Below are 17,681 nucleotides of genomic sequence, written 5' to 3' on the forward strand. Positions count from 1 at the left end.
AAGGTGGCCCGGCCAACGGTCGGGCCCCACCATGTACCTGTAGCGCCCGACCGTTGGTCGGGCGACAATCGAATCAAAGGTAGTGCCCGACCGTTGGTCGGGCGACAACTGAACCAAGAGCTCCTCGTGCCCAAGACTTTCCATCGAACCGACCGTGTCTCCGCCCAGCTGCGCCGTGAACTCGGCACCCTGGTGCACAACGCCGTGCGCGAGCACGGGTTGCCCTCGGTGAGCGTGTCCGACGTGGAAATCACCCGCGACATGGCCCATGCCAAGGTGTTCGTCACCGCGCTGATGCCGGAACGTTCGGCTGAAGCCGTGGCCGGCCTGAAGGAACTGGGCTACCGCCTGCGCATGGACCTGGCCCGCGCGATGAAGCTGCGCCACGTGCCGGAGCTGCATTTCCACTACGACGACTCGGTCGACCGTGGTGAGCACATCGACAACATCCTGCGCGACCTGCCCGATACGCTGGCCGCCGAGAAGCGTCGCGAGAGCGACGAAGAATAACCGCGCGACGCCGGGCATGCCCGGCGTTGCTGCATTCCGGCTGCGCGATGTCTGATGCAGGCCGCGCTGCGGCAGCCGAGCATGGCCCGTCCCAACACTTTCCTGTCATGACCCGAATTCAGTTCCGTCGCCTGGATGGCATCCTGCTGCTCGACAAGTCGACCGGCATGAGCTCCAACGCCGCCCTGCAGGTGGCGCGCCGCCTGTTCCGCGCCGAGAAGGGGGGGCATACCGGCAGCCTCGACCCGCTGGCCACCGGCCTGCTGCCGCTGTGTTTCGGCGAGGCGACCAAGATCGCTGGCCTGCTGCTGGGTTCGGCCAAGGCCTACGACGCCGAGATCGTGCTCGGCCAGACCACCGATACCGACGATGCCGAAGGCCAGGTGCTGCTGCAGCGCCCGGTGCCGGCGATCAGTGCCCAGGCCCTGCAGGCTGCGCTGGCGCCGCTGACCGGCACCATCCGCCAGCGTGCCCCGATCTATTCGGCGCTGAAGCAGGGCGGTGAACCGCTGTATGTGAAGGCCCGCCGCGGTGACGTCATCGAAGCGCCCGAACGCGAGGTGCAGGTACACGCCATCGAGGTGCTGGAGCAGCAGCCGGAACGGCTGCGGCTGCGCGTGACCTGTGGTTCCGGCACCTATATCCGCAGCCTGGCCCGCGACCTCGGCGAACGCCTGGGCTGTGGCGCCCACATCAGCGCGCTGCGCCGGCTCTGGGTCGAGCCGTTCCGCGAGCCTGCCATGGTCACCCTGGACCAGCTGCGGGCGATGGTCCAGGCCGGTGACGAGGCTGGCATGGACGCGTTGCTGCTGCCGCTGGCGGCCGGCCTGGCTGAATACCCGAGGGTCGACCTGGACGCCGACCAGGCCCACCGGTTCTGCGTGGGCCAGCGCCAGCGCGACCTGTCCTGGCCGCGCGGCCTGGTGGCCGTGTTCGGTCCGGACGATGCCGTCCAGGGCCTGGGCCAGGTCGACGAGAGTGGCCTGCTGGCCCCGCAGCGCCGTTTCAACCTCTGACCGGGGCCTGCCGGTTCAGCCCCGGTCCTTGTCCCGGACGCCCCCGGCCGTTACAATTTCGCGGCCGTTTTCCGGCAACCTGCCTCGCGCAGGTTTCATCCTCGTAGTCCACGGCGAGCCTGGCGGTGCGCGAAGCGCGTTCCTGCCGGCCACGCATCACAGAGAAAAAAGAAATGTCGATCGACACCCAGAAGGTCATTGAAGACAACAAGCGCAGCGCGGCTGACACCGGCTCCCCGGAAGTCCAGGTTGCACTGCTGACCGCCCGCATCGAACTGCTGACCGGCCACTTCAAGACCCACAAGAAGGACCACCACAGCCGCCGCGGCCTGCTGCAGATGGTCAACCGCCGTCGCAGCCTGCTCGACTACCTGAAGAAGAAGGACGTCGAGCGCTACAAGGCCCTGATCGAGAAGCTTGGCCTGCGTCGCTAAGCAACGAATCCCCCGCGGCGCAGCGATGCGCCGCGGTTTTGTTTTGTAGTACCGCAATCCCCGATTCAGGCCGGAACGATCCGGCCACCCGCTGGCGGCAAGGGTCGCCGACGGTCCAAATTCGCAGACAGCATCCCCAAGGACACCCTCCGTGGCAAAAATCACCAAAACCTTCCAGTACGGCAAGCACACCGTCACGCTTGAGACCGGCGAAGTCGCCCGTCAGGCCAGCGGCGCCGTCATCGTCAAGATGGACGACACCGTACTGCTGGTCACCGCCGTCGCCGCCAAGAGCGCGCGCGAAGGCCAGGACTTCTTCCCGCTGACCGTCGATTATCAGGAAAAGTTCTACGCCGGCGGCCGTATCCCGGGTGGTTTCTTCAAGCGCGAAGGCCGTGCGACCGAGAAGGAAACCCTGATCTCGCGTCTGATCGACCGTCCGATCCGCCCGCTGTTCCCGGAAGACTACAAGAACGAAGTGCAGATCATCGCCACGGTGATGTCGCTGAACCCGGACGTGGACGGTGACATCCCGGCCCTGATCGGTGCTTCGGCTGCCCTGGCCCTGGCTGGCACCCCGTTCATGGGTCCGATCGGCGCGGCCAAGGTCGGTTACAAGAACGGCGAGTACATCCTGAACCCGACCGTCAGCGAACTGGCTGACTCGCAGCTGGAGCTGGTCGTCGCCGGTACCTCCAACGCCGTGCTGATGGTTGAATCCGAAGCCGCGCTGCTGTCCGAAGAAGTGATGCTGGGCGCCGTGACCTTCGGTCACCGCGAAATGCAGAAGGTCATCAACGCGATCAACGAGCTGACCGTCGAAGCCGGCACCAAGCCGTCGACCTGGGAAGCCCCGGCCAAGAACGAAGCGCTGATCTCCGCCCTGAAGGAAGCCATCGGCCCGCGCCTGGGCGAAGCCTTCCAGGTGCGTGACAAGCTGCAGCGCCGCGACGCCATCTCGGCGATCAAGAAGGACGTGTTCGAAGCCCTGGCTGGTCGCGTGGCCGCTGAAGGCTGGAACCCGGCCGAGCTGTCGAAGGAATTCGGCGAGCTGGAATACCGCACCATGCGTGACTCGGTGCTGGACACCAAGGTCCGTATCGACGGCCGTGCGCTGGACACCGTCCGCCCGATCACCGTGAAGACCGGCGTGCTGCCGCGTACCCACGGTTCCTCGCTGTTCACCCGTGGCGAAACCCAGGCCATCGTGACCATCACCCTGGGCACCGCCCGTGACGGCCAGGTCATTGACGCCGTTGCCGGTGAGTACAAGGAAAACTTCCTGTTCCACTACAACTTCCCTCCGTTCTCGGTGGGTGAGTGCGGCCGCATGATGGGCCCGAAGCGCCGCGAAATCGGCCACGGTCGCCTGGCCAAGCGCGGCGTGCTGGCTGTCATGCCGTCGCTGGAATCCTTCCCGTACACCATCCGCGTCGTCTCGGAAATCACCGAGTCGAACGGTTCCTCGTCGATGGCATCGGTCTGCGGCTCGTCGCTGGCCCTGATGGACGCCGGCGTGCCGGTGAAGGCGCCGGTGGCCGGTATCGCCATGGGCCTGGTCAAGGAAGGCGAGCGCTTCGTCGTCCTGTCCGACATCCTGGGTGACGAAGATCACCTGGGCGACATGGACTTCAAGGTGGCCGGTACCGCTGAGGGCATTTCCGCCCTGCAGATGGACATCAAGATCGAAGGCATCACCGAAGAGATCATGAAGCAGGCTCTGCAGCAGGCCAAGGCTGGTCGTCTGCACATCCTGGGCGAAATGGCCCACGGCCTGACCGCTCCGCGTGAAGAGCTGTCCGACTACGCGCCGCGCCTGCTGACCATCAAGATCCACCCGGACAAGATCCGCGAAGTGATCGGCAAGGGTGGCTCGACCATCCAGGCCATCACCAAGGAAACCGGCACCCAGATCGACATCCAGGATGACGGCACCATCGTCATCGCTTCGGTCAATGCCATCGCCGCCCAGGCCGCCAAGGCCCGCATCGAGCAGATCACCTCGGACGTCGAGCCGGGCCGCATCTACGAAGGCAAGGTCGCCAAGATCATGGACTTCGGTGCGTTCGTCACGATCCTGCCGGGCAAGGACGGTCTGGTCCACGTGTCGCAGATCTCCAGCGATCGCGTCGAGAAGGTCGGCGACGTGCTGAAGGAAGGCGATGTGGTCAAGGTCAAGGTGCTGGAAGTCGACAAGCAGGGCCGTATCCGCCTGTCGATGAAGGCCGTGGAAGAAGGCGACGCCGTCAGCGCCGAGTAATCGACCTCCGGTCGATTACGGTAGGTGTCAACCTTGGTTGACACGCTTCTGGAATCGCTGAATTGAAAAAGCGGGCTTCGGCCCGCTTTTTCTTTGCCTTGATGTCATGCAGTGCCGCTCATCCAGGTCGCTGCATGTCCTGCTGCAGTGCGTGAGCGCCGCCACGTGGCCATCGTTCTGTCACGGTTGCGCGGATCACGCCTGTCCACGGGACGACATGCCGCGACAACCGTCCCGCAGCCACATCGGTTTGCTAACGTGGCGGCGCCTTCGAACCGGGAGATCCCATGTTCCGCCAGACCGTGGCCGTCCTTGCCGTGCTGATTGCCGGTGCCGTGCCCATCGCTGCGCGCGCCGCGCCGGCGCCGCCGCCGATCTTCGGTGCCTACTACCCCGGCGGCTCGGCCGAGCGCTATCCGGTGTCGAGCATTCCCGCCGAGCGCCTGACCCATCTGTTCTATGCGTTCTCCACCATCGAGGACGGCCGCTGCGCGGTCGGCGCGGAAGCGCCGAAGAACTTCGCCGCGCTGGCCGAGCTCAAGAAGGCGCATCCGCACCTGCGCACGCTGATTTCGATCGGTGGCTGGGGTGCGGGTGGGTTCTCCGATGCAGCGTTGACCGAGGCCAGCCGCAAGCGCCTGGTGGACTCATGCATGGCACTGTTCTTCGATCACCATGCCGGCAGCTTCGATGGCGTGGATATCGACTGGGAGTTCCCGGTCAGTGGCGGGCCGAAGGAGCTGGCGCATCGCCCGCAGGATCGCGCCAACCTGACCAGGCTCGCGCAGGCGTTCCGCGTGGCACTCGACGCGCACGGGCGCAAGGTGGGGCAGCCAATGCTGCTGAGCGCCGCGCTGGCCGCCGGTCGCCTGCAGACCGATGGCCCCTATGATCCGGCGGCGAGCTACGACCTGCCGGCGCTGGCCAAGGTGTTCGATTTCATCAACCTGATGAGCTATGACATGGGCACCGGCTTCTCATCGGTGTCGACCTTCAATGCGCCCCTGCATGAAGTGCCGGCCGATCCGCTGGCGCCGGAGCTGCGGCGCTGGAACAACGTGGCCGGCGCGGTGCAGTACTACCGCGAGCACGGTGTGCCGGCCGACAAGCTGGTGCTGGGCGTGCCGTTCTATGGGCGCGGCTTCAAGGTCACCGGCGATGCGCCGGATGGCCTGTATCAGCCCTACAGCGCACCGGCCGACGCCGGCGACTGGCGGGTGATCAAGGCGCGCTATCTCGACCAGCCGGGTTGGGTGAAGCACTGGCAGCCGCAGGCGCAGAGCCCGTGGCTGTACAACGCCGTGCAGAAGATCTTCATCAGCTATGAAGACCCGCGCTCGATCGGCCTGCGTGCCCGGTTCGCCCGCGAGCAGGGCCTGGCCGGGGTGTTCATGTGGGAGCTGACCGGCGACGACGAGCAGGCCAGCCTGCTCAACGCGATGCTCGGCCCGTGGCAGAAGGCGCGCATCGGCGATTGAGTCACTGGTGGCGCCGGGCCATGCCCGGCGCCAGGCGGCAACGCCATCGGCCCGACACCGCACATTGCGACGACGCCGGCGGCGCTACGCTTTGGGCATGATCCATCTCGAACGCCTGGACCACCTGGTCCTCACCGTCGCCGACATCGAACGCAGCTGTGACTTCTACCAGCGCGTGCTCGGCATGCAGGTCGTGCGCTTCGGCGCTGGCCGTACCGCGCTGCAGTTCGGCCAGCAGAAGATCAACCTGCATCCGGCCAGCGCGCCACTGCAGCCGCATGCGCTGCGACCCACGCCGGGCAGTGCCGATCTGTGCCTGGTCACGCATACGGCAATGGTCGATGTGCTGGCGCACCTGCAGGCGCAGGCCATCGTGGTGGAGGAGGGGCCGGCCACACGTACCGGTGCGCTGGGACCGATCGAATCGGTGTACTTCCGCGACCCGGATGGCAACCTGATCGAAGTGAGTCGTTACCCGGGCGAAGAACACCCGCAGCGGTAGCGCCGGGCCATGCCGGGTGAAGGCTTAGTTGGCCCAGACGCTGTTGGGGTCGCCGTTGCGGGCGCGGCGCTGGCTGGCGACGGCCAGGCGAGCGAAGCCGAAGGCCATGGCCAGCGCGATGGCATCGACCCAGAACACCGGCCAATGGCCACGCGCGGCGGCGCGCCACAGCCAGTCACCATTGAGTGCGCCGTGCAGGACCGGCACCAGTGCAGTGCTGAGCGCTGCGGTCCACAGCAGCTCGCGCGCCGCCTGCGCGGGTCGGCGCAGTGCGGCCCACAGCGCACAGGCTGCCCAGCTGCCGAAGCAGGCCCAGCGGATGCCATGGTCGACCGCCGACGGTGCCAACCGCTCCAGCACCAGCGCGGTGATGAAAGCGACCGAGATCGCCACGCACAGGCCGATGCACACGCCGACCGTGGCCCGCGCCATGTTCACCCCGGCGCGTGGCTGTTGCGGCTGGCGACGCTTGCGCCGCGACTCGATCCACAACAGGTTGCCGGAGTAGAACAGGAACGCACCGCCGAGGCCGAGCAGGAAGTACAGCCAGACCACCACGCCGTTGCCGAACTCGCCGAAGTGCAGGGCATAGGCGGCGCTGAGCGTGGCGTGGTTGGCATCGCGCTGGCCCGGCAGCTGGGAGGCCAGGACGTTGCCGGTGGCCACGTCCAGGGCCACCGAACCGAGCGGCCCGAGTGTGCCGGTGGATTCGCCCGTGATCTCGATCGTGGCGTTGGCATCGCCGGCGTTGGCCAGCTTCAGGTAGGCCGGCTCGAAGTTGGCCACGCCCTGTGCGCGGGCTACTTCAAGCGCGCGCGCATGCAGCAGGCGCAGGCTGCCCGGCGGTGCCGGGATGCCACTGGCGTCGCGCACCGGCGCGGTGTCCATTGCAGTCGGTACCGCCTGCAGGGCCTTGCCGTCGTAGATCAGTGGATTGAGCAGGGCCATCTGCACGAACACCAGGCAGAGCAGGGCGCCAGTGACCGCGAACATCAGGTGGAAGGGCAGGCTGAGCACGCCGATCACGTTGTGCGCGTCCTGCCACAGTTGTTTCAGGTTGCGGCCCGGACGCAGCGCGAACAGGTCGCCGAACAGCTTCGGCAGGTGGATCACCAGGCCGCTCAGCAGCGCCATGCCATACAGCAGGCTGACGATGCCCATCACGTAGATGCCGGCCACCGGCAGTCCGAGGCTGTAATGCAGTTCGTTGACCAGTTCGGCCAGCCCGGTCTGTGGCGGCGTCGGGCTGCCGGCGATCTCGCCCGGCCAGGCATAGCGCCAGCTGCCGTCGTCGGCCTGCCAGTAGGCCAGGGGTTGCGGATGTTCGGCGCCGGGGAACGTCATGCCGACGTGGCGGCGGGCTTCCGGGTGTGCCGCCAGCACGTCTTCCAGCAGGTACTGCGCATCGTCCAGGCCCGCCGGCAACGCGGTGGCTGCACCGGGCGTCTGCCACAGCGGCAGGTCGTGGTGGAACAGGGTCAGCGCACCCGCGTAGAAGGCCACGAACAGGCCGAAGCCGGCAACCAGGCCGACCCAGGTGTGCAGGGTGGTGAACGTACGCAGGGTCTGCGAGCTGAACTTCATGGGCGGAGTCTCATTGCACCGCGCCGGTCAGGCGCAGCAGCGTCAGCACGGCGAAGCCGGCCGCAGCGCTGCCGGCCAGTGTCACCCAGGCGCGCAGCGCGCTGCGGAAGCTGAACGCCCACAGGGCAGCCAGCATCCACAGCGGGATGAACGTGATCAGGCTGGGCACCAGCGCGTTCTGCCAGGGGCCCGGCGGCAACCACGTCACCAGCCCGGTCGCGGCCGCGGCCAGCAAGAAGCCGGCCACGATGCCGGCGAAGGCGCGCGGCCACATCAGGGCGACTCCGTGCCCGGGCGATGCCAGGCGGCCAGTGCCGGCAGCAGCATCGCGGCCAGCATCCAGGTGCACAGCATCGCCACCAGGCCAGCGGCAAAGCCGAGTTCGGCCATCCACAGCCACAATGCGGCAGCCGCGGCGACCAGGCCGATCTGGCGGCCGAGGCGGCCGGCGCGGCGCAGGCGGGGCCAGCGGCAGTGCGGCGAGGCGGCATAGAAGGCCAGTGCCGAGAACATCGCTGCCAGCATGCCCAGGCTGCAGAAGCCCAGCGTGGAAAGGCCGACGGTGATCATTGCGGGCGGCCGCCATGGCAGCGGGCCAGCGAACGCGGGGCACGGGCGGGGCCGGCGGGAGCCGGTCGGAGCGGGTGGCGCATCACGAGGTCCTGGGGGGAAGCGGGCAGGCTGGCACGGGGCGGGCTGCGCGGACATGGTAATCATTGCGTTTTCACGCCGCCAGCGAGGACCATTCAGCGGACCGTACGGTAGGCCTTGGGCTTTCCGGTGTGCTGGTTTAAGATCGTCGCAGAACCCTGACTGGAACAAGGTGGCCCGCGCCCAGCGCCGGCCGAGCGTGCGACATGAGCACTACCACCGCCCACTGTTGACCTGCCCCCGAAGGCCCTGTGTTCCAGGCGCCCTCGCGGCGCTTTTTTATTGCCCGGGCAATGGCCCGGGAACGCTTTCCAGCCCGCCCAGCGGGCCCCGCACGAAGCCAATGCGATGATCAACATTACCCTTCCCGACGGCAGCCGCCGCGAGTTCGAAAACCCCGTCAGCGTCATGGACGTCGCCCAGTCGATCGGTGCCGGCCTGGCCAAGGCCACCATCGCCGGCTCGGTCGATGGCGTGCTGGTCGATGCCAGTGACGTCATCGACCACGATGCCAGCCTGCGCATCATCACCGCCAAGGACGAGGAGGGCGTGGAGATCATCCGCCACTCCTGCGCCCATCTGGTCGGCCACGCCGTCAAGCAGCTGTACCCGGACGTGAAGATGGTGATCGGCCCGGTGATCGCCGAGGGCTTCTACTACGACATCTATTCCGAGCGCCCGTTCACCCCGGACGACATGGCCGCGATCGAGAAGCGCATGGGTGAGCTGATCGCCCAGGATTACGACGTCATCAAGAAGATGACGCCGCGCGCCGAAGTGATCGAGATCTTCAAGGCCCGTGGCGAGGACTACAAGCTGCGCCTGATCGAGGACATGTCCGACGACATCCAGGCGATGGGCATGTACTACCACCAGGAATACGTGGACATGTGCCGCGGCCCGCACGTGCCGAACACGCGCTTCCTGAAGGCCTTCAAGCTGACCCGCATCTCCGGCGCCTACTGGCGCGGCGATGCGCAGAACGAACAGCTGCAGCGCATCTACGGCACCGCCTGGGCCGACAAGAAGCAGCTCGAGGCGTACATCAAGCGCATCGAGGAAGCCGAGATGCGCGACCACCGCCGCATCGGCAAGCAGCAGGACCTGTTCCACCTGCAGGAAGAGGCGCCGGGCCTGGTGTTCTGGCACCCGAAGGGCTGGGCGTTGTGGCAGGTGGTCGAGCAGTACATGCGCAAGGTCTACCGCAGCAGCGGCTACGGCGAAGTGCGCTGCCCGCAGATCCTGGACGTGAGCCTGTGGAAGAAGTCCGGCCACTGGGACAACTACCAGGACAACATGTTCTTCACCGAGTCGGAGAAGCGCACCTACGCGGTCAAGCCGATGAACTGCCCGGGCCACATCCAGGTGTTCAACCAGGGCCTGCACAGCTACCGCGACCTGCCGATCCGCTACGGTGAGTTCGGTTCCTGCCACCGCAACGAGCCGTCCGGCGCGCTGCACGGCATCCTGCGCGTGCGTGGTTTCACCCAGGACGACGGCCATGTGTTCTGCACCGAGAGCCAGATCGAATCGGAAGTGACCGCGTTCCACCAGCAGGCGCTGGCGGTCTACCAGCACTTCGGCTTCGACGAGATCCAGATCAAGATCGCGCTGCGTCCGGAATCGCGCCTGGGCGACGACGCCACCTGGGACAAGGCCGAGGGCGCACTGCGTTCGGCGCTGTCCGCCTGTGGCGTGGAATGGCAGGAGCTGCCGGGCGAGGGCGCCTTCTACGGCCCGAAGATCGAGTACCACCTGAAGGATGCCATCGGCCGTACCTGGCAGCTGGGCACCATGCAGGTCGACTTCATGATGCCGGGCCGCCTGGGCGCCGAGTACGTGGATGAGAACAGCCAGAAGAAGCATCCGGTCATGCTGCACCGCGCCATCGTCGGCTCGATGGAGCGCTTCCTGGGCATCCTGATCGAGCACCACGCCGGCCAGTTCCCGGCCTGGCTGGCGCCGACCCAGGTGGTGGTGGCCAACATCACCGACGCCCAGGCCGACTACGTCTCGGGCGTGACCAAAACCCTTGCGGAGCAAGGCTTCCGCGTCAGCTCGGATTTGCGTAACGAGAAGATCGGCTATAAAATCCGCGAGCATACGTTGCAGCGCGTGCCCTACCTGCTGGTCATTGGTGACCGCGAGAAGGAAAATGGGGCTGTGGCGGTGCGTACGCGTTCTGGCGAAGACCTGGGCAGCATGAGCCTGCAGGCCTTCATCGAGCGGCTCCAGGCCGAGGGCGCGTAAGCAAAGGTCCGGTCCGGGCGCACAGGCACCCGGACCGGTTCGATACCCTTGGGAGAACGTAATATCAGCACCCCTGACAACAAACAGAACCGCAAGAATCAGGAAATCCGTGTGCCGCGCGTCCGCGTGATCGGCAGTGACGGAGAAATGATCGGCGTGTTGTCGCGCGACGAAGCGCTGTCCATGGCCGAAGATGAAGGCCTGGACCTGGTCGAAATCCAGCCGCAGGCCGATCCGCCGGTCTGCAAGATCATGGACTTCGGCAAGTTCAAGTTCGAAGCGCAGAAGAAGGCCAGCGAGGCCAAGAAGAAGACCAAGCAGGTCGAGATCAAGGAAGTGAAGTTCCGTCCGGTCACGGACGAGGGCGACTACCAGATCAAGCTGCGCAAGATGCGCGGGTTCCTTGAAGAAGGCGACAAGATCAAGGTCAACATCCGTTTCCGTGGCCGTGAAATGAGCCACCAGGAACTGGGTCGCGAAATGGCCAACCGGATCGAGACCGATCTGGGCGAGGACATCGTCATTGAATCCCGTCCGCGCCTGGAAGGGCGTCAGATGGTCATGATGATCGCGCCGAAGAAGAAGACCTGAGGCCTGACGGGCCGCCTTCCGGGGCGCCTGGCTGAATGGTTCAGGGTAAGGGGACGCCACTGGCGTCCCTTTGCGTTTGCAGGATGCCGGTGAAATGCCGGCGCAAGAGGTGCTGGGGCTGGTGGCAGGGCGGTTTTGCCTGTATCATGCCCGGCTCGACCCACCCAGGACGGGTCGTACGCCGATCATGGCAGGACGGAAAGAGCGGCCCAGGCCGCCGCCAGATCAGTCAGAAACCAGGGTCAAATCCCATCAAGGACATTGCAATGCCCAAGATCAAGACCAACCGGGCAGCGGCCAAGCGTTTCCGCAAGACCGCCTCGGGCAAGTACAAGTGCGGCCACGCCAACCGTAGCCACATCCTCACGAAGAAAGCGACCAAGCGTAAGCGTAATCTGCGTCAGACGGGCCATGTCCGTGCAGAAGACGCAGGCCGTCTGGACCGCATGCTCCCTTACCTCTGAGGAACTGAAAAATGGCACGAGTTAAGCGTGGCGTACAGGCGCGTCGCCGCCACAAGAAGATTCTGGATCTCGCCAAGGGCTATTACAACGCCCGCCGCAAGGTCTTCCGCGTCGCCAAGCAGGCGGTCATCAAGGCACAGCAGTACGCCTACATCGGCCGTAAGCAGAAGAAGCGCAACTTCCGTTCGCTGTGGATCACCCGTATCAATGCGGCTGCCCGCATCAACGGCCTGAGCTACAGCCGCTTCATGAACGGTCTGCTGAAGGCCGGCATCACCCTGGACCGCAAGGTCCTGGCTGACATCGCCGTGCACGACGCAGCCGGTTTTGCTGCGCTGGCCGAAAAGGCCAAGGGCGCGCTGGCGGCATAAGTCCTTCCCGATGCCGTAACCGTTCATCCGGAACGGTGTCAGGTCAAGGCAATGCATGGGGAAGGGCGCAAGTCCTTCCCCATTCTTTTTTGGGTCCCGGCGAGGCCATGGCGGCAGCGCGGGGACGGCGGTGGCGACAGGGGTCGGCCCTTCGCGCATCGCGATGGCAGATCGACTGGAGTTCCGGCCCCCCATGAGCGACATCCAATCCCTCACCACCCAGGCGCTGGCCGATGTGGCCGCCGCACAGAGCCCCGACGTGCTGGAACAGCTGCGCGTGGCCCTGCTTGGCAAGAGTGGCAGCATCACCTCGCAGCTCAAGCAGCTCGGCGCCCTGCCGGCCGACGAGCGCAAGGCCGCCGGTGAAGCGATCAACCAAGCCCGCGACGCGCTGACCCGCGCGCTCGGCGAGCGCAAGGCGCTGCTGGAAGATGCGGCACTGGATGCACGCCTGGCCGCCGAAGCCATCGACATCACCCTGCCGGGTCGCAACGGCGACCGCGCCGGCCTGCATCCGATCACCCGCACCCTGGAGCGCATCACCGGCATCTTCGGCCGGCTGGGCTACGAGCTGTCGGAAGGGCCGGAGATCGAGGACGACTGGCACAACTTCGAGGCGCTGAACTTCCCGCCGCACCATCCGGCGCGCGCCATGCACGACACCTTCTACTTCGGCGACGGCCGCCTGCTGCGCACGCACACCTCCGGCGTGCAGGTGCGCTACATGGGTGACCACGCGCCGCCGCTGCGCATGATCGCCGCCGGCAAGGTGTACCGCAGCGACAGCGACCAGACCCATTCGCCGATGTTCCATCAGGTGGAAGGCCTGCTGGTGGACGAGCATTCGACCTTCGCCGACCTGAAGGGCACGCTGGCCGAGTTCGTGCGCGCCTTCTTCGAGCGCGATTTCGAAATGCGCTTCCGCCCCAGCTATTTCCCGTTCGTTGAGCCGGGCGCGGAAGTGGACATCGCCTGGCAGCAGCCCGATGGCAGCACCCGCTGGCTGGAAGTGCTGGGCTGCGGCATGGTCCATCCGAACGTGCTGCGCAACGTCGGCATCGATCCGGAGCGCTACACCGGCTTCGCCTTCGGCATGGGCGTGGAGCGCTTTGCAATGCTGCGCTACGGCGTCAACGACCTGCGTGCGTTCTTCGAGAACGACGTGCGGTTCCTGAAACAGTTCGCGTAAGCCGCAACCGTGTAGGGCCGAGCCATGCTCGGCTGCTCCCAAATTCGCAGGCCCAGGCGCATGCGCCGGGCCCACCAGGATGACACCATGAAATTCTCCGAAAACTGGCTGCGCAGCCACGTCCCGACCAGCGCTTCGCGCGATGAACTGAGTGCAGTGCTGACCGCCATCGGCCTGGAAGTGGAAGACGTGACCGCGCTGGGCGAAGGCCTCGACCACGTGGTCGTGGCACGCATCGTCGATGCGGTGCGCCATCCGGAAGCAGATCGCCTGCAGGTGTGCAGGGTTGATGCCGGGCAGGGCGAACTGCTGCAGATCGTGTGCGGCGCCCCGAACGCGCGCCCGGGCCTGGTCGCGCCGCTGGCGATGGTCGGTGCGCAGATCGGCGAGCTGAAGATCAAGCCGGCCAAGCTGCGTGGCGTCGAGTCCAACGGCATGCTGTGCTCGGCCAAGGAACTGGGCCTGGACAACGATGCTTCCGGCCTGCTGGAACTGCCCGACGACGCACCGGTCGGCCAGACCCTGGTCGCGTACCTGGGCCTGCCGGATGCCAGCATCGAGATCAAGCTGACCCCGAACCGCGCCGACTGCTTCAGCCTGCGCGGCATCGCCTACGACGTCGCCGCCGCCACCCGCAGTGAAGTGCTGGACTTCGCTGCCGACGCCATTCCGGCAGTCGGCAGCCGTGAGCTGGGCATCCAGCTCGACGCCGGCGCCGAAGCGCCGCGTTACCTGGGCCGTGTCATCGAAGGCGTCAATGCTGCCGCCAGGACCCCGTTGTGGATGGCCGAGCGCCTGCGCCGCAGTGGCGTGCGTCCGGTCTCGCTGCTGGTCGACATCACCCAGTATGTGATGCTGGAGCTGGGCCAGCCGATGCACGCCTACGACCTGGGCACCCTGCAGGGCAGCATCGCCGTGCGGCGTTCGCGCGCGGGCGAGACGCTGAAGCTGCTGGACGGCCGCGATGCTGCGCTGGACGACAGCTTCCTGGTGGTCACCGACGCTGACCGCGCGGTCGGCCTGGCCGGCCTGATGGGCGGCTTCGACACCCGCGTCACCGACGCGACCACCGCCGTGTTCCTGGAAGCCGCGCACTTCGCGCCGGCCGCGATCATGGGTCGTGGCCGCAAGCTTGGCCTGCACACCGATGCCGGTCATCGCTTCGAGCGCGGCGTCGATCCGGCGCTGCCGCGCACCGCGATCGAGTACGCCACCCGCCTGGTGCTGGACCTGGCCGGCGGTACCCCGGCACCGGTCACCGAGGCCGTGCGTGAAGCCGATCTGCCGCACCCGGCGACCATCGTGCTGCGCCGCGCCCGCATCACCCGCGTGCTCGGCATCACCATCGACGATGCGGAAGTCGAGCGCATCCTGCGCGCGCTGGGCATGGACGTGGTCGCCGCCGCCGACGGCTGGCAGGTGGTCGCGCCGAGCCGCCGCTTCGACATCGCCATCGAAGAAGACCTGATCGAAGAGCTGGCCCGCATCCACGGTTACGAGCAGATCCCGACCACGCTGCCGGGCGGTGCCTCGCGCGTGGCGATGCCGAGCGAGACCCAGCTGGACGCGCTGAGCGTGCGCCGCCAGCTGATCGCCCGTGACCAGCAGGAAACCGTCAATTTCGCCTTCGTCGACGACGCGCTGCTGACCCAGTGGCAGCTGCGCGACGGCCTGGTGCCGCTGGCCAACCCGCTGTCGGCCGAACTGGCGGTGATGCGCCCGTCGCTGCTGCCGGGCCTGGTCGCCACGTTGGGCCGCAACGCCGCCCGCCAGTTGGGCCGCGTGCGTCTGTTCGAGCTCGGCCGCGTGTTCGCCCAGCAGGCCGGAGACGGCCAGCCGGCACCGCTGGAAACCCCGCGCGTGGCCGCTGCGGTCTGCGGTGAGGCGCAGGCGGTGCAGTGGGGCCTGCCGACCCGCAAGGTCGACTTCCATGACCTGAAGGGCGACCTGGAATCGCTGGCGGCCGCCAGTGGCGCGCAACTGGAGTTCCGCCCGTCCGTCCGCGCCTACGGCCACCCGGCGCGTTCGGCCGAGGTGTTCCGCGATGGCGTGGCGATCGGCTGGATCGGCCAGATCCACCCGCGCCTGACCCGGGCGATGGATATCGAAGCCGACGTCTACGCCTTCGAGCTGGACCTGGAGCCGCTGACCGCCCGCCGACTGCCGCGCGCCGGCGAACTGTCGCGCTTCCCGGCGGTGCGTCGCGACCTGGCATTCCTGGTGCCTGAACAGGTGGCCTGGGCCGATCTGGCGGCCACCGTCCGCCAGGCCGCCGGCCCGCTGCTGCGCGACCTGAACCTGTTCGACCGTTACGTCGGCCAGGGCGTCGAGCCGGGATTCAAGAGTCTCGCTATGGGCTTGATTTTGCAGGACAAGTCGCGCACTCTGACGGACCGCGACGTGGATGCGGTGGTGGCCGAGGCGGTCACTGCCATCGAGCGTGAACACCACGCCCGGATCCGCGGCTGAGCGGGCAGCACTCGGGGGTAGCAGGCAATGGCATTGACCAAGGCGGAGATGGCGGAAAAGCTGTTCGACGAAGTCGGTCTGAACAAGCGGGAAGCCAAGGAATTCGTCGACGCGTTTTTCGATGTGCTGCGTGAAGCATTGGAACAGGGACGTCAGGTGAAGCTGTCGGGCTTCGGTAATTTCGATCTGCGGCGCAAGAACCAGCGCCCGGGTCGCAACCCCAAGACCGGCGAGGAAATTCCGATTTCCGCCCGTACGGTGGTCACCTTCCGTCCGGGCCAGAAGCTCAAGGAGAGGGTGGAAGCTTATGCTGGATCCGGGCAGTAACCGCGAACTACCGCCGATCCCGGCCAAGCGCTACTTCACCATCGGTGAAGTCAGTGAGCTGTGCGACGTCAAGCCGCATGTCCTGCGCTACTGGGAAACCGAGTTTCCCAGCCTTGAGCCGGCCAAGCGCCGAGGCAACCGCCGCTACTACCAGCGCCACGACGTGCTGATGGTGCGGCAGATCCGCAGCCTGCTGTACGAACAGGGCTACACGATCGGTGGTGCACGCCTGCGTCTGGACGGCCCCGATGCCCGCGAGGAATCGGCGCTGAGCAACCAGATCATCAAGCAGGTGCGCATGGAGCTGGAAGAAGTGCTGCAGTTGCTGCGCCGCTGATCCCATTTCCATCGTAATCCGCTATACTTCACGGCCCGCCGCAGTGGCGGGCACATCGCAGCATCAGTCGGGGCGTAGCGCAGCCTGGTAGCGCATCTGCCTGGGGGGCAGAGGGTCGTCGGTTCGAATCCGGCCGTCCCGACCACTGTGATGAATCAAGAAGCCCGCGCAGCGATGCGTGGGCTTTTTTGTGCGTGCGGTGTATGCTGCGCGCCACTCGTACTACCGCGGCTGCTGAACCCGGTACTCACGAGAACACATCATGGATTCTGCAAGAAACCGTGCCTGGCGTCGCAGCCAGGCTCGCAACCGTGGTGGCGACCGCGCCACGACCGCCTACAGCTACAAGCCCGAGAAGAACTGGAAGCTGCTGTATACGCGCGATGCCAAGCTCGCGCGCGCACGCCAGCTGGGCTTCACCTATCCGGTCCTCAGCGCCCGCCAACTGCAGGAACAGGAATGATCAACCTGCTGTTCGTCTGCAGCCGCAACCAGCTGCGCAGCCCGACCGCCGAAGCCATGTGGCGACGGCGACCCGGCTTCGCTGCGCTGTCGGCCGGCACCAGCCCGCATGCACGACGCCTCATCGGCCCGGCGGATATCCGCTGGGCCGATGTCATTTTCGTGATGGAGGCCAAGCACCAGCATCGCCTGCAGGCCGCGTATGCGCGCCTGCTGGAATACAAGCGCCTGCATTGCCTGGATATCCCCGACGACTATCGCTGCATGGATCCGCTGTTGATGGACCTGCTGGACGCCAAGGTGGCCACGTATCTCGATCAGCTGCCGGCAAAGCGGTAGAGCAGCTCCGGATCGCCTTCGTCCAATCCGTGCACGATGCCGCTGTCGATGAAACCCGAAGCGGCGAGCAGGCGTTGCATGCCGGTATTGGAAGCATTGGTCGAAGTGAACAGCCTGCCGTGGCCGTGCAGCGCGATGGCATGGCGCAGCAGGGCGGCGCCGACGCCCTGGCTGCGTTGTTCGCGCGCCACCATCAGCATCTCGACGAAGGCTTCGCCGAAGAAGTGATGGTGGATGACCAGGTAACCGGCCAGCTGACCGGCCCATTCGGCCACGTGCATGCCACCACGGGCCTGCCAGTCGCTGATCTGCCGTGCGCGTTGCGGATCGTGGACCGCAACGCTGTCGAGCGCGATCAACGCGGAAACGTCGGCGGGCATTGCCTCGCGGATGTGCAACATCGTCGAGGAGGGATCGGGCGGCACCATCGAAGGCTCCTGGGCTGGG

At 66.5% G+C, this 17,681-nt stretch carries 20 protein-coding genes and 1 tRNA gene; 17 read left to right on the top strand and 4 right to left on the bottom strand.

Annotation, left to right across the window (positions count from 1 at the left end; all coding sequences use genetic code 11):
• Positions 1-126 precede the first annotated feature (126 nt).
• The 6 genes from rbfA (at position 127) to VG566_RS17410 (ending at position 6,200) form a co-directional block, all read left to right on the top strand.
• On the top strand, positions 127-510 hold the full coding sequence (gene rbfA, locus VG566_RS17385) for a 30S ribosome-binding factor RbfA (protein WP_005410447.1): 384 nt from the start codon (positions 127-129) through the stop codon (positions 508-510).
• 107 nt (positions 511-617) lie between these two features.
• Positions 618-1,526 carry a tRNA pseudouridine(55) synthase TruB gene (truB, locus tag VG566_RS17390; protein WP_241884338.1) on the top strand — a complete coding sequence of 303 codons (909 nt, stop codon included), beginning with the start codon at positions 618-620 and terminating at the stop codon, positions 1,524-1,526.
• 173 nt (positions 1,527-1,699) lie between these two features.
• Complete coding sequence (gene rpsO, locus VG566_RS17395) at positions 1,700-1,960, top strand: 30S ribosomal protein S15 (protein WP_005417886.1); 261 nt, start codon at positions 1,700-1,702, stop codon at positions 1,958-1,960.
• A 151-nt stretch (positions 1,961-2,111) separates the two neighbouring features.
• Positions 2,112-4,220, top strand: coding sequence for a polyribonucleotide nucleotidyltransferase (gene pnp / locus VG566_RS17400; protein WP_046431803.1), 2,109 nt, complete (start codon positions 2,112-2,114; stop codon positions 4,218-4,220).
• A gap of 287 nt (positions 4,221-4,507) precedes the next feature.
• On the top strand, positions 4,508-5,698 hold the full coding sequence (locus VG566_RS17405; RefSeq protein ID WP_049405013.1) for a glycoside hydrolase family 18 protein: 1,191 nt from the start codon (positions 4,508-4,510) through the stop codon (positions 5,696-5,698).
• A gap of 97 nt (positions 5,699-5,795) precedes the next feature.
• Complete coding sequence (locus tag VG566_RS17410) at positions 5,796-6,200, top strand: VOC family protein (protein ID WP_032957457.1); 405 nt, start codon at positions 5,796-5,798, stop codon at positions 6,198-6,200.
• 24 nt (positions 6,201-6,224) lie between these two features.
• Here VG566_RS17410 and VG566_RS17415 read toward each other — a convergent pair whose 3' ends face one another.
• Genes VG566_RS17415 through VG566_RS17425 form a run of 3 tightly spaced genes read right to left on the bottom strand, consistent with a single transcriptional unit; the run spans position 6,225 to position 8,354 of the window.
• Complete coding sequence (locus VG566_RS17415; protein WP_241884339.1) at positions 6,225-7,784, bottom strand: PepSY-associated TM helix domain-containing protein; 1,560 nt, start codon at positions 7,782-7,784, stop codon at positions 6,225-6,227.
• A 10-nt stretch (positions 7,785-7,794) separates the two neighbouring features.
• Positions 7,795-8,058: a hypothetical protein gene (locus VG566_RS17420; protein WP_032957460.1), complete on the bottom strand. Its 264-nt coding sequence runs from the start codon at positions 8,056-8,058 to the stop codon at positions 7,795-7,797.
• Positions 8,058-8,354: a hypothetical protein gene (locus VG566_RS17425; RefSeq protein WP_005410439.1), complete on the bottom strand. Its 297-nt coding sequence runs from the start codon at positions 8,352-8,354 to the stop codon at positions 8,058-8,060. The genes VG566_RS17420 and VG566_RS17425 overlap by 1 nt, the downstream gene beginning before the upstream one ends.
• Before the next feature lie 429 nt (positions 8,355-8,783).
• Between VG566_RS17425 and thrS the strand changes: the two genes are divergently transcribed.
• From thrS to VG566_RS17480, 11 genes are all read left to right on the top strand, one after another.
• On the top strand, positions 8,784-10,685 hold the full coding sequence (gene thrS / locus VG566_RS17430; protein WP_032957627.1) for a threonine--tRNA ligase: 1,902 nt from the start codon (positions 8,784-8,786) through the stop codon (positions 10,683-10,685).
• Between the two features lie 48 nt (positions 10,686-10,733).
• Positions 10,734-11,276 (top strand): translation initiation factor IF-3, encoded by a 543-nt coding sequence (gene infC, locus VG566_RS17435; RefSeq protein WP_079222586.1) that lies wholly within the window; start codon positions 10,734-10,736, stop codon positions 11,274-11,276.
• Between the two features lie 266 nt (positions 11,277-11,542).
• The gene (gene rpmI / locus VG566_RS17440; RefSeq protein ID WP_005410436.1) at positions 11,543-11,740 is read left to right on the top strand and encodes a 50S ribosomal protein L35; all 198 of its coding nucleotides are present in this window, start codon (positions 11,543-11,545) and stop codon (positions 11,738-11,740) included.
• Positions 11,741-11,751: 11 nt separating this feature from the next.
• The gene (gene rplT, locus VG566_RS17445; RefSeq protein ID WP_005410435.1) at positions 11,752-12,111 is read left to right on the top strand and encodes a 50S ribosomal protein L20; all 360 of its coding nucleotides are present in this window, start codon (positions 11,752-11,754) and stop codon (positions 12,109-12,111) included.
• Positions 12,112-12,304: 193 nt separating this feature from the next.
• Positions 12,305-13,300 carry a phenylalanine--tRNA ligase subunit alpha gene (locus tag VG566_RS17450; RefSeq protein ID WP_005417865.1) on the top strand — a complete coding sequence of 332 codons (996 nt, stop codon included), beginning with the start codon at positions 12,305-12,307 and terminating at the stop codon, positions 13,298-13,300.
• An 87-nt stretch (positions 13,301-13,387) separates the two neighbouring features.
• Positions 13,388-15,769: a phenylalanine--tRNA ligase subunit beta gene (pheT, locus tag VG566_RS17455; RefSeq protein WP_100450407.1), complete on the top strand. Its 2,382-nt coding sequence runs from the start codon at positions 13,388-13,390 to the stop codon at positions 15,767-15,769.
• A 27-nt stretch (positions 15,770-15,796) separates the two neighbouring features.
• Positions 15,797-16,096, top strand: a complete 300-nt coding sequence (locus VG566_RS17460; RefSeq protein WP_005410432.1) for an integration host factor subunit alpha — start codon at positions 15,797-15,799, stop codon at positions 16,094-16,096.
• The gene (locus VG566_RS17465) at positions 16,077-16,433 is read left to right on the top strand and encodes a MerR family transcriptional regulator (RefSeq protein WP_005410431.1); all 357 of its coding nucleotides are present in this window, start codon (positions 16,077-16,079) and stop codon (positions 16,431-16,433) included. Before VG566_RS17460 ends, VG566_RS17465 begins: the two co-directional genes overlap by 20 nt.
• Before the next feature lie 68 nt (positions 16,434-16,501).
• A tRNA-Pro gene (locus VG566_RS17470) sits at positions 16,502-16,578 on the top strand.
• 117 nt (positions 16,579-16,695) lie between these two features.
• Positions 16,696-16,896 carry a hypothetical protein gene (locus tag VG566_RS17475; protein ID WP_014647847.1) on the top strand — a complete coding sequence of 67 codons (201 nt, stop codon included), beginning with the start codon at positions 16,696-16,698 and terminating at the stop codon, positions 16,894-16,896.
• Positions 16,893-17,234 (top strand): low molecular weight protein tyrosine phosphatase family protein, encoded by a 342-nt coding sequence (locus VG566_RS17480; RefSeq protein ID WP_049405016.1) that lies wholly within the window; start codon positions 16,893-16,895, stop codon positions 17,232-17,234. Before VG566_RS17475 ends, VG566_RS17480 begins: the two co-directional genes overlap by 4 nt.
• Here the strand turns inward: VG566_RS17480 and VG566_RS17485 are convergent.
• Positions 17,213-17,662 (bottom strand): GNAT family N-acetyltransferase, encoded by a 450-nt coding sequence (locus VG566_RS17485; protein ID WP_032957620.1) that lies wholly within the window; start codon positions 17,660-17,662, stop codon positions 17,213-17,215. The two genes, VG566_RS17480 and VG566_RS17485, sit on opposite strands and share 22 nt — an antisense overlap.
• Positions 17,663-17,681 lie beyond the last annotated feature (19 nt).

Origin of the sequence: Stenotrophomonas sp. CASM114, assembly GCF_049384325.1 — a bacterium.
Taxonomy (GTDB): Bacteria; Pseudomonadota; Gammaproteobacteria; order Xanthomonadales; family Xanthomonadaceae; genus Stenotrophomonas; species Stenotrophomonas muris.

Excerpts from the sequence above, each read along its gene's own strand:
- truB (WP_241884338.1), top strand. The coding sequence starts at position 618 with ATGACCCGAATTCAGTTCCGTCGCCTGGATGGCATCCTGCTGCTCGAC.
- rpsO (WP_005417886.1), top strand. The coding sequence starts at position 1,700 with ATGTCGATCGACACCCAGAAGGTCATTGAAGACAACAAGCGCAGCGCG.
- VG566_RS17405 (WP_049405013.1), top strand. The coding sequence starts at position 4,508 with ATGTTCCGCCAGACCGTGGCCGTCCTTGCCGTGCTGATTGCCGGTGCC.
- VG566_RS17410 (WP_032957457.1), top strand. The coding sequence starts at position 5,796 with ATGATCCATCTCGAACGCCTGGACCACCTGGTCCTCACCGTCGCCGAC.
- VG566_RS17415 (WP_241884339.1), bottom strand. The coding sequence starts at position 7,784 with ATGAAGTTCAGCTCGCAGACCCTGCGTACGTTCACCACCCTGCACACC.
- VG566_RS17420 (WP_032957460.1), bottom strand. The coding sequence starts at position 8,058 with ATGTGGCCGCGCGCCTTCGCCGGCATCGTGGCCGGCTTCTTGCTGGCC.
- VG566_RS17425 (WP_005410439.1), bottom strand. The coding sequence starts at position 8,354 with ATGATCACCGTCGGCCTTTCCACGCTGGGCTTCTGCAGCCTGGGCATG.
- thrS (WP_032957627.1), top strand. The coding sequence starts at position 8,784 with ATGATCAACATTACCCTTCCCGACGGCAGCCGCCGCGAGTTCGAAAAC.
- rpmI (WP_005410436.1), top strand. The coding sequence starts at position 11,543 with ATGCCCAAGATCAAGACCAACCGGGCAGCGGCCAAGCGTTTCCGCAAG.
- rplT (WP_005410435.1), top strand. The coding sequence starts at position 11,752 with ATGGCACGAGTTAAGCGTGGCGTACAGGCGCGTCGCCGCCACAAGAAG.
- VG566_RS17450 (WP_005417865.1), top strand. The coding sequence starts at position 12,305 with ATGAGCGACATCCAATCCCTCACCACCCAGGCGCTGGCCGATGTGGCC.
- pheT (WP_100450407.1), top strand. The coding sequence starts at position 13,388 with ATGAAATTCTCCGAAAACTGGCTGCGCAGCCACGTCCCGACCAGCGCT.
- VG566_RS17460 (WP_005410432.1), top strand. The coding sequence starts at position 15,797 with ATGGCATTGACCAAGGCGGAGATGGCGGAAAAGCTGTTCGACGAAGTC.
- VG566_RS17465 (WP_005410431.1), top strand. The coding sequence starts at position 16,077 with ATGCTGGATCCGGGCAGTAACCGCGAACTACCGCCGATCCCGGCCAAG.
- VG566_RS17475 (WP_014647847.1), top strand. The coding sequence starts at position 16,696 with ATGGATTCTGCAAGAAACCGTGCCTGGCGTCGCAGCCAGGCTCGCAAC.
- VG566_RS17480 (WP_049405016.1), top strand. The coding sequence starts at position 16,893 with ATGATCAACCTGCTGTTCGTCTGCAGCCGCAACCAGCTGCGCAGCCCG.
- VG566_RS17485 (WP_032957620.1), bottom strand. The coding sequence starts at position 17,662 with ATGGTGCCGCCCGATCCCTCCTCGACGATGTTGCACATCCGCGAGGCA.